This window comes from Streptomyces sp. MZ04 (assembly GCF_004684775.1).
GTDB lineage: Bacteria > Actinomycetota > Actinomycetes > Streptomycetales > Streptomycetaceae > Streptomyces.
Genome location: NZ_SRIC01000301.1, coordinates 1 through 9,625, shown reverse-complemented (window position 1 = coordinate 9,625; position 9,625 = coordinate 1). Strand labels below are relative to the sequence as shown.

Sequence of the window (9,625 nt, the reverse complement as noted above, 5' to 3'; positions counted from 1 at the left end):
AGAAGTGTATAAGAGACAGCCCCCACCCCCGCCACCACCACAAGCGCGACCAGCGCCGGTACCACCACGACCACCGCCCCCGCGCAGAGGCACAGCACGCCCCCGGCGATCAGTGGGACGGACCGTTGCCCGGCCGTACGCAGCAGGATCGCCGCGGCGGCGGCCAGGAACACCCCCACGCCGCCGGGAAGCGCCCAGGCCACCACCCCGTGCAGCGGCTCGGACAGGTCGTAGTGGCCGGTGTCGGCGACCTGGTGGAGGACCTTCTTCATTCCCAGCGCGGTCAGCACGACCCCACCGACGAGCGGCAGATGCAGGAAGGTGTAGACGTCACGTGCGAAGCGGGTCCGGTCGTCGCCGTCCAATGCCGCGAGGTGATGCTCAGGCGCATCGCTCACCCTCCCGAAATACACCCGCCACAGCCCCGCCACCACGAGCAGCCCCACCGCGGCCGCTCCCAATACGGGCCAGGTCAGAGTGGATCCGGACACGCCCACTCCGATGGCGACGATCGACTCGCCGAGGGCGATGATGACGATCAGTCCGTGCCGTTCGGAGAAATGACCCGGTGAGGCCACGCGCCAGCCGGAGCCACCGACGAGGTAGATCCCGAAGTAGTCGACCGCCACGGCGCCGAGCCAGAGCAGCACCTGTGCGCGGCCGCTGAAGGCGCTGCCGACCAGGAGCAGGGCGAACGGCGGCGCCACGGAGAGCAGCGCGGTCCGCCGCAAGGTGGCCCGGAGCGCCAGGTCATCCGGGGCGGACATCCAGTACGTGACGAGATGCAGCACCCGCACAGCCCCGTAGCAGAGTACGAAGACGAGCGGCACCGGCAGCCCGCCGGCCGCGTCCGCGTACACCTCGGGCACGGTCAGCGATACGACCATGACCACGGCCATCACCGCGACGAGCACTCCGAACACCGCCCCGGAGTCGGCCCGCACCACATTCCCCAGCCAGGCGAAACAGGTCCAGCACCACCACAGCAGCGCGAGCACGACGCCCGCGCCGAGCAGCCGCAGCGGGCTCGGGTCGGCCGCCATGAGCGCGGTGACCTGCGTGATGGCGTACACGAAGACCAGGTCGAAGAACAGCTCGGCGGGCGTGACGCGATGCCCGCCCTCCGTCGGAACGATCCGCGAACGCTCACCGCGTGTGGCCATGATTCCCCCTCCCGACCGGACCCCCCGCCCGGTCGAACCCGGGCGGAACAATACCCAACTGCCGTGGAGTAAGGGGCTGTCGGTGCGGAACCCACCGACAGCCGTCAGGGCTCAGGGCGAGGCCACTTGAACTCGATCTCCAGCTCGATCTCCCCGTCACCGATCTCGACCTCTATCTCGCTGCGAAGGTCGTCGGGGATCCGCAGGCTCAGCGTTCTGTCGGATGCGCTGTGCATGTCGGGGTGCGATACCGGCAGCTCTTGATGAGCAATTCGCAGGCCATCTGTACAGGTCAGGAGGATGTCGTCACGCTTACGGGTATGTGACCGCCGTGTTCGCGCTGACTCCGGCGATCCGGCACGTGACGTTGTTCTCCTGGATGTCCAGACGGTCCCGCCACGCGGTCCTGCCGCTTTCGGTGTCCAGGGCCACCAGTTCCATGGCCGTGGAGTCCGGGGTGGTGCCGCTGCCCTTCTCGACGACCGGGAAGAGACCGAGCGCCACCTTCGTCCCGGCCACCGTCGCCACGACCGGCCTCCGCTGTTCACAGGCGGGAGCCACGTCGGTGTCGGCGGGGTCGCGGGTCGCGGGCAGATACCCGTCCGGCAGCGCGCCTTCCGGCTCGGCCGAGCCGAAGGTCTCCCCCGACGCCAGGTCGATGGCGTCGAGCGATCCGCCTCCGGCGGCGTACGTGTACGCCTTCGTCCCGTCGAGCGCCACCGTGTTCAGCCCGCTCGGATTGACCTGAAACTCGGCCGTGGATTCGAACGTCGTCGGCGGGCACGCTGCAGCATCACGTCATCCCCGGTTACGGATGCGGACGCCGTGCCGGGTGCGCATGCGGTGGAGTTCCCACAGGGCCACCGCGGTCACGGACACCGGGCCGCCCAGAACCGCGCACCACTGTGCGGCCGGTGGCCCGTGCGGCATTCCGCCCTCGAGCGCGACGCTGCAGAGCATCAGCTCCCAGACGAGTACGACGGTGAGCGCGGCCGGGAGAGCGGCGTGCACGTTGGACGTGTTGAAGGCATAGCGGGCGGCGTAGGCGGAGGAGAAGCCGAGGAACGGCAGCAGCCAGACGAGGCCGATGAGCAGCCCGAGCCCGATGAGGCCGTTCACCATCGTGCCGTAGTTCTGCTTCACGGCAAGGGCACTGCCTGCCAGTACGAGTCCGACGCCCACGAAGATGCCGACGTACCAGCCCACGGCCTTGAGCGGCTCGCGCAGCCGGGAGCGGAGCAACTGCCGCTGCGCGGGGGGCGCGTAGCGGATGAAGCCCAGGACGACCAGTGGCCCGGTGAAGATGAGCAGCAGCGGGGCAAGGATCAGTTTCACGGCACCGTCGTTGGCGACGCCGCTCCAGCCGTCGTCCGCGCCGTAGGTGTAGACGAGGAGGAGGCTGGCGGCCGCACCCACGAGCGCCCGCCACAACTGCACCTGCGTCACCAGCCGGTCAGCGATATGGCCGGGGCCAGGCTGGTTGAAGATCGCCTCGGCGCGGCGGCGGCTTGAGCGGATCACCGGGATGAGCGGCGAGATGAGGAAGAGCGCGCAGCCGGAACGCCCCCGCCGGACGGGCTGCGGCCGACGCGGGTACGGGTACGGCTGCGGGGGTGGGGGTGGGTATGGGCCAGCCGGCGGCGGGCCGTACGGATCCGGGCCGTTGCCCCCTTGCGGCGGACCGCCCGCCGGTCCCCAGCCCTGGTATCCCCCGTGTGCCACGGTTCCCCTCGCCTTCCTGCGACGCCGACGCTTCTGAGCGCGCGCAGTTTACTGGCCGGAACCGAACGGGTGTCATCGGTGCGTCAGCGGTACTGAGGCCGCGGCACCAACATACGGAGACGTAGGGAGACTTACGGAGAGGCACCCCAGCGTTTCAGTCCCCCCGAGCGCCACTGTGCCACGCGACCGATGGGCGCGTGGCCCGCACGTCCCGCCCCTGAAGCCACTGGGATGCCGTGGACCACTGTCCTCGCGCCGGGCGGTCAGGGCGTTAGCAGGGCGCGCGGTGTTCCTTCGCATCCAGTGCATCCAGCGCATGCGGTCCCTTCACCGATTCACCCTGATCTCGCTCGGCGGGACGCCGTAGGCATGGCGGAACGTGCGGCTGAAGTCCGCGGGGTGGCGGAATCCCCACCGTGCGGCGATCTCACCGATCGGCAGGCGGCGCAGGCCGGGGTCGGTGAGGTCGGCTCGGCAGTGCTCCAGGCGGCGGCGTCGGATCGTGGCGCTCACCGACTCCGGTTCGCTGCGGAAGAGTTGATGAAGAGTGCGTACGGAGATGTGGTGATGCGCGGCGACGGCCGCCGGGCGCAGCTCCGGGTCGGGCAGGTTGTGGTCGATGAAGGCGTTGATGCGGGCGAGGAGTGCCGCCTGGCGCGTCTCCACGGGCAGTCCGTCCTCGTCGCCGAGGTGCGCGGCCAGCAGGGAAGCGGCCAGGTCCACCCCGATGGCGCCGATCCGGGCCAACTCCGCGGGCCCGCAGTCGCGGACGGCGTCCGCAAGGCCCTTCAGGTACGGAACGAGCAGCGCCCCGGATCCGGACCGGGTGGACAGCGGCTCGGCCAACAGCCCGTCCGCCCGCCCGCCGGCCAGCGGAAGAACGGTCCGCGGCAGCCGGAACTGCGTGCTCTGGCAGGGGCGGCCCTTGTCGACGAACTCCACGGCCAGCGGGTGCGACGTGGAGAACAGAGCCATCTCGCCCGCCTCGAGGCAGGCGATACCGCGCCCCTGCTCGAGACGGATCGAGCTGCCGCCCCCGACCAGGACCAGGAAGTAGTCCTCGGGGTCCTGGCGGCGGATCTGGACAGGGGAGCGCCAGGCCGACATCGGGGAGTAGGTGAAGGTCCCCGACGGGCTGTGCGGCAGTTGCACGGTTTCCGCCCGCCCCTTGAAGTCGGACGCGTACGGGCTGCGGAGCGACACGGGCATGATCGCCTGTCCCGCCATGTCCTTCCACCAGCCGAACCGGTCCGGCACCGGAATCGAGTCGGTGTCGACCGTCACCACCGGCCCTGTCGACCCTGCCGGCTTGCTGCTCCGCTCCGCCGTGTCCTCGAGGATGGGCATCCAACAATGATGCAGGGCCGAGGAGTTGGCGGAGAAGAGAAGAAGGCGCTTCGCCCTGAACACGACCACCTTCCAACCACCTTCGGGCAAACGGGAGTTGACGTCACGTGCGGCTCGAACCCGGCGCTCTTCCCCAACCGCCCGCCGCCTGCCATCGTTCCGCCATGTATCCCTACGGGCCGCCTCCCGGACCCCCGCCGCGGATCGACCCGCGTCAACTGCGGCCCAGGCGGCGGTGGTTCATCGTCGCGGGGGTGATCGCGACCCTGTGCGTGGGCATCGGCATCGTGAGCTTCGTGATCACGCTGACCTCCGCGGTGGACTCCGTCGACGACGGCAGGGCGTTCGCCAGCGGGGAGTCCGTCACGGTGCGGATCGCGCCCGACGACGATGCCGCCATTTACGTACGCAGCCCCTTCGTCGCCCGTGCGCACTGCAAGGTCTCGGGTCCGCCCGACTCCGTGCCGCGCGTGATGACGCCCGGCGGGGCGTTCAACGTGACCAAGGGCGACGCCCGTTGGGAGCGGGCGTTCGTGCTCAAGACGGATACGGACGCGGAGTACCGGGTGATGTGCGACGACCCGCGCGGCGTCCTCACCTTCGCCCCCGGCGACTCCACCGACGTCTCGTCCTTCATCGGCGGCATAGCGGTGACCGTCCTCGTGCCGCTCGGCGGGATCCTCGCGGCCGCCGCCCTGGCGATCATCGTCGGCGTACGGCGCGGCAGGCACCGCCGGTGGCTGGAGGCCCAGGCCTATTACGGCTACGGACCCGGCGGTGGTCCTCCCGGTTGACCTTGCCCCTGGGGCAGAGCGCATCGTCCGGCGCACCGGGCCGACAACGGGCCCGGTGACGGAGGATGCCCCCATGGACCCGGACCCGGACCCGCTGCTCACCATCGGTGAGTTCGCCGCCCGCGCGCGGCTCTCGCCCAAGGCGCTGCGCCTGTACGACCGCCTGGGGCTGCTGGCCCCCGCGTACGTCGACGGGGCCACCGGTTACCGCTACTACCGCACGGCCCAGGTGGAGGACGCCCGCACGGTCGTCCTGCTGCGCCGGCTCGGCATGCCGCTCGCGGAGATCGCCGGGGTCGTCGGCCTGGACGGCGAGCGGGCGGCCTTGGCGGTCGCCGCGTACTGGGCGGGTGTCGAGGAGCGCCATGCCGAGCAGCGCACGCTGGCGGGGTACCTCCGTGGACGCCTTTCAGGAAGAGGTTCCGCGATGCATGAGACGTACCAGAAGGACTTCCCGATCGAGATCGTCGACGTACCGGAGCAGTACGTCATCAGCGAGACCCGGCATCTGCTCGCCGAGGAGCTGCCGGTCTGGATCGACGCCTCGACGCGCCGTCTGGAGGAGGCGGCCGAGGCCGAGTGCGGCGGCGCCGCGGGCGCACCGCTCGTCATCTACCACTCCGATGTGACCCAGGACAGCGACGGCCCCGCGGAGGCGTGCGTCCCGGTCAGGGACGCGGCGGCCGCGCGGGCGTGGGCACAGGCCGCGGGGCGCCAGCGGGGCGTCGACTCCCGCGTGGAGCCCGCCCACCGGCTCGCCTTCACCCGCATCACGAAGGCGCAGGTCTCCTACCCGCAGATCCTCGCCGCGTTCCAGGCGGTCGAGGACTGGGCTTCCCGCGAAGGCCTGACGATCACGGGCCCGTGCCGCGAGATCTACTTCGCGGAGTGGGAGACGACGGGCCCCGACGACGAGGTGTGCGACGTGGCGTTTCCCGTGAGCCGGTGAGTCGGCGCCCCGTAAGGGGCGCGGGGCTGACCGCAACTCCGGCGGAGCGCTACCGCACACTCTCCCGCAGCTCGTCCGGGCAGGCGGTGCCGCGCGGGAGCTGGTAGGGGGCGCCCAGGCGGTAGACGCCGGGGCCGGGGGCGAGGAGTTCGGTCCACTTGTCGCCGTCGGCGTTCTCCTCGGCCTCCATCAGGCAGCCGTTGAGGTTGTCGTACACCTTGGGCAGATCCTCGTCGGCTTCGCGCCGCTGCTGGGACTCCTCGGTCTCCCGCGGCCGCTCGACGCCCTTGCCCTCGGCGTCCACGAGGCTCAGCCACGGCGAGTACGGGATGCGGATCAGGACCTTGCCCGGCTTCTTCACCTCGATCGTCCACTCGCCCTGCTCGGCGCGCTTGACGTCGGCGGGCGGATCGGCGAGCGGGTTCGGGTCGGTGACCTCGTACAGCTGCCAGTTCGAGTCCACCCACACCTGCTTCAGATACGGCAGGCCCTTCTCGATGAGCGCGGCCTCGCGCTTGCCGCCGTCGCCGTCGGGCTCGCCGTTGGGCACCACCACGAAGTGCACGGACCAGCGCTGCAGCCACTCGTGGTAGTTGGCCGAGTTGAGGGTGTCGTCGTAGAAGAGCGGGTTGCGCTCCATGTCCGCCTGCCGGTTCCAGCCGCGGGCGAGGTTCACGTACGGGGAGAGCGCGGAGGCCTCGCGGTGGCTGCGCGCGGGCACCACCTCGACGCGGCCCTTCTCCGCGCCGACCTCCTGAAGCTCGTTGACGATCGGCGCCAGCTCGCGCGACCAGGTCGCGGCCGGTGTCGTGTGGACGACGTCGTCCCCGGCCTTGAAGCCGACCCAGCCGATGAAGCCGACTATGGCCACCACGGTCACGTACCACTTGCGGGACTTCGGCACGGCGTACGGCAGCGCGGCGAGCAGCACGACGCCCGCGAAGGACATCGCGAGGCGGGTGATGTTCGAGCCGATCTGCGAGCTGACGAGCCAGACGCCGAGCACGAAGGCCGCGTACACGGCGGTCGTGATCCGCACGGTCTTCCACTGCTTCGGTACGGCGTAGAAGACGAACCCGGCGTAGAGCAGCGGCAGCGAGGCCGACCCGAACGACATCGGCTGCGTACCGGAGAACGGGAAGAGCCACGCGGAGACGCCGACGACGGCGGCCGGCGCGAGCCCGAGCGCGTACGCGCCGGGGTACCGCTTGCTGAGGAACAGCGCGACGGCGACGAGCCCGACGAAGAGCCCGGCCACCGGGCTTCCCATGGTCGCGAGCGCGGCGAACGGCGCGGCCACCAGCGCCTTCGCCCACCGCTTGTAGCGCCAGCGGTGGGGCCAGCAGAAGACGGCGGCGACCGCCATGAGCGCGAACATCTGGCCGAGGCCGTACGTCACGCGGCCCGACACGGCGTTGCAGAACAGCGCGAAGACGCCCGCGAGCGCGGGCCACAGCGGCTGCTTCACCGCGCGGCTGCGGATCAGGATCATCGTGAGCAGCGCGGCGGAGAGCGTGCCGGCGACCATCATCGTGGTCCGCACGCCGAGCACCGACATCAGATACGGCGAGATGACGCTGTACGACACCGGGTGCATGCCGCCGTACCAGGCGAGGTTGTACGCGGAGTCGGGGTGCCGTCCGGCGAACTCCGCCCAGGCGTCCTGGGCGGCGAGGTCTCCGCCGCCGTTGGCGGTGGTGAAGAACCAGACGAGGTGCAGCACGGCCGCGGACACGGTCGCGATGGTCACCGGGTGCCGCAGGAACGGGTGCCGCAGGAACCGGACGTGCCAGGGGGCCCGTTCGGGGGGCGTGGGCTCGGGGCGGCGCTGGGCGGGCAGCTGTATTCGTGCGCCGGTGCGTGTGGTTCCACCGGAGCCGGGCTCAGGATCCGCGTCGTCGGCTCGCGTCGGCTCCGCTGTGGCCACTGAAGGCTCTCCCCGTGTTGTTCCTGTCCTGGGGGCGAGCGCCTGGGGGTTCGTCCCGGAACACCCCTTGACTCATCCCGGCGTACTGCCCCCGAGCTTGTGACGCTAGCACGCAGGGCGGAGGTAGGCCCGGGGTGGTGCCGCCCCCCGCGAAGGGTCCGCCCGACTTCGGCCAACGGCGTTCGCCCGCTTGGCGTATGTGCGGTTGCGGGGCCCGGCGTATGTGGTTACGCCGGGCTCTCGGCCTGTGGTGCTAGCCGACGCGCTTCAGCTTGGCGCCGAAGCCCGGTTCGGTCAGGTCGTCCTGGAGGGCGACCGGCACCTCGATGGCGCCGCCCTTGCCGTCGCCGACGCTCAGCACGCCGACCTTGGTTCCGGCCTTCGCCGTGTGCGGGACGGTCTTGCCCTTCTGGTCATTCAGCTCCAGCTTCACCGTCAGTCCGGACCAGCCGACGGCCGATACGTCCTCGGTGGCGACGACGGGGGACGACCCGCCAAGCCCGTCCTCGACTTCACCCACCACATCGCCCTTCTTCACGATGGCCTTCGCGGTGAGCGCGCCCTGTCCGGCCTCGATGAGCTTTTGGGTGACGTTGGTTACCTCGTCGATGTTGGCCACGCCGTTGTCGCCGTACTGGCCGAGGGCGGCGCCGATGATCGTCTGCGTCTTGCCGCCGACCTTCTTCTCCGCGGCGAAGAGGATGTTGCCGCCGGCCGCGGTGGTGGTGCCGGTCTTGATGCCGATGGCGACGGTCGGGACGAGCCCGAAGAAGTTGTTCTGCTTGTCGCCGTTGAGGTCCTTGTAGCTGGGCTGGCGGGAGATCTCGTTGAAGACGGGGTTCTCCATGGCGGCACGCCCGAGCTTCACAAGATCCTCGGCCGTCGACACGGTCGTCTTGTCGAGGCCGCTGGGGTCCGTGTAGTGGGTGTTCTTCATCCCCAGCTCCTTGGCGGTCTCGTTCATCTTCGCGACGAACTCGTCCTCGGAGTTGCTCTTGGTGTCCCAGCGGGCGAGCAGCTTGGCGATGTTGTTCGCGGACGGCAGCATGACCGCCTGCAACGCCTCGTACTCGGTGATCTTCTGCCCCTCGGTCACCTTGACGACCGACTCGTTGGCCGGCTTCCCCGTCTCGTAGTGCTTCTGCGCTGCGGCGTCGACGGGGATCTTCGGGCCGGGGTCGCCCTTCTCCAGCGGGTGGTCGCGCAGGATCAAATACACCGTCATGACCTTGGCGATGCTCGCGATCGGTACGGGCTTCTGGTCGCCGGAGGTCCCGAAGGAGCCGATGCCGTTCACATCCATCGCGGCCTGGCCCTCGCCCGGCCACGGCATGGACGGCTTACCGCCCTCGAAGCTGACGGTGTCCTGCGCGGTGAGCTTCAGGGTGGGCGTCGGCAGGGGCCGCACGGCCTGTACGACCGCAAAGACGATCACGAGGAGCAGCACCAGCGGCGTCCAGATCTTCACCCTGCGCACGGCGGTGCGGACGGGGGTCTCGGCCGGCGGCGGGGTATTGGTCAGCTCGGCGAGAAGATCAAGCGGCGGCTTGGGCGGCAGCGGCTGCTGGGTGGTGCGCTCGGGCCCTACGTTGCCGGGCGCGGCCGCCTCTGGCTTGGCGCCGGCGGCCGCACCGGGCTGCTGATCGAGCGGCTTGAGCGCGACGAATTTACTGGTGCGCTCGGCGTCGCGTTCGGGCTTGGGGGGTGCCTCTTATACACATCT

Annotated in this window: 9 protein-coding genes; 2 read left to right on the top strand and 7 right to left on the bottom strand. The window is 70.3% G+C overall.

What is annotated here, in order from left to right:
• From E2651_RS36685 to E2651_RS36665, 5 genes are all read right to left on the bottom strand, one after another.
• Positions 1-1,163, bottom strand: a 1,163-nt coding sequence (locus tag E2651_RS36685; protein WP_135335591.1) for a low temperature requirement protein A, incomplete at its 3' end; no start/stop codon positions are given.
• 104 nt (positions 1,164-1,267) lie between these two features.
• Positions 1,268-1,399, bottom strand: a complete 132-nt coding sequence (locus tag E2651_RS36680) for an amphi-Trp domain-containing protein (RefSeq protein WP_245239451.1) — start codon at positions 1,397-1,399, stop codon at positions 1,268-1,270.
• 76 nt (positions 1,400-1,475) lie between these two features.
• The gene (locus E2651_RS36675) at positions 1,476-1,883 is read right to left on the bottom strand and encodes a hypothetical protein (RefSeq protein WP_135335590.1); all 408 of its coding nucleotides are present in this window, start codon (positions 1,881-1,883) and stop codon (positions 1,476-1,478) included.
• 78 nt (positions 1,884-1,961) lie between these two features.
• A complete protein-coding gene (locus E2651_RS36670) occupies positions 1,962-2,684 on the bottom strand; it encodes a hypothetical protein (RefSeq protein WP_135335589.1) in 723 nt (240 codons plus the stop codon).
• A 528-nt stretch (positions 2,685-3,212) separates the two neighbouring features.
• The gene (locus tag E2651_RS36665; RefSeq protein ID WP_135335588.1) at positions 3,213-4,232 is read right to left on the bottom strand and encodes a helix-turn-helix domain-containing protein; all 1,020 of its coding nucleotides are present in this window, start codon (positions 4,230-4,232) and stop codon (positions 3,213-3,215) included.
• Between the two features lie 164 nt (positions 4,233-4,396).
• Between E2651_RS36665 and E2651_RS36660 the strand changes: the two genes are divergently transcribed.
• Both E2651_RS36660 and E2651_RS36655 read left to right on the top strand, forming a co-directional pair.
• Positions 4,397-5,026 (top strand): hypothetical protein, encoded by a 630-nt coding sequence (locus E2651_RS36660; protein WP_135335587.1) that lies wholly within the window; start codon positions 4,397-4,399, stop codon positions 5,024-5,026.
• Between the two features lie 73 nt (positions 5,027-5,099).
• Positions 5,100-5,975, top strand: a complete 876-nt coding sequence (locus E2651_RS36655) for a MerR family transcriptional regulator (RefSeq protein ID WP_135335586.1) — start codon at positions 5,100-5,102, stop codon at positions 5,973-5,975.
• A 49-nt stretch (positions 5,976-6,024) separates the two neighbouring features.
• On the opposite strand, the gene E2651_RS36650 is transcribed toward E2651_RS36655, so the two are convergent.
• Together E2651_RS36650 and E2651_RS36645 are read right to left on the bottom strand one after the other, a co-directional pair.
• Positions 6,025-7,902 carry a glycosyltransferase family 87 protein gene (locus E2651_RS36650; RefSeq protein WP_135335585.1) on the bottom strand — a complete coding sequence of 626 codons (1,878 nt, stop codon included), beginning with the start codon at positions 7,900-7,902 and terminating at the stop codon, positions 6,025-6,027.
• A 253-nt stretch (positions 7,903-8,155) separates the two neighbouring features.
• Positions 8,156-9,370: a D-alanyl-D-alanine carboxypeptidase gene (locus E2651_RS36645; protein ID WP_245239450.1), complete on the bottom strand. Its 1,215-nt coding sequence runs from the start codon at positions 9,368-9,370 to the stop codon at positions 8,156-8,158.
• Positions 9,371-9,625 lie beyond the last annotated feature (255 nt).

Bases quoted from the DNA above. Each gene is read 5' to 3' on its own strand.
- E2651_RS36660 (WP_135335587.1), top strand. From the start codon at position 4,397: ATGTATCCCTACGGGCCGCCTCCCGGACCCCCGCCGCGGATCGACCCG.
- E2651_RS36665 (WP_135335588.1), bottom strand. From the start codon at position 4,232: ATGCCCATCCTCGAGGACACGGCGGAGCGGAGCAGCAAGCCGGCAGGG.
- E2651_RS36655 (WP_135335586.1), top strand. From the start codon at position 5,100: ATGGACCCGGACCCGGACCCGCTGCTCACCATCGGTGAGTTCGCCGCC.
- E2651_RS36680 (WP_245239451.1), bottom strand. From the start codon at position 1,399: ATGCACAGCGCATCCGACAGAACGCTGAGCCTGCGGATCCCCGACGAC.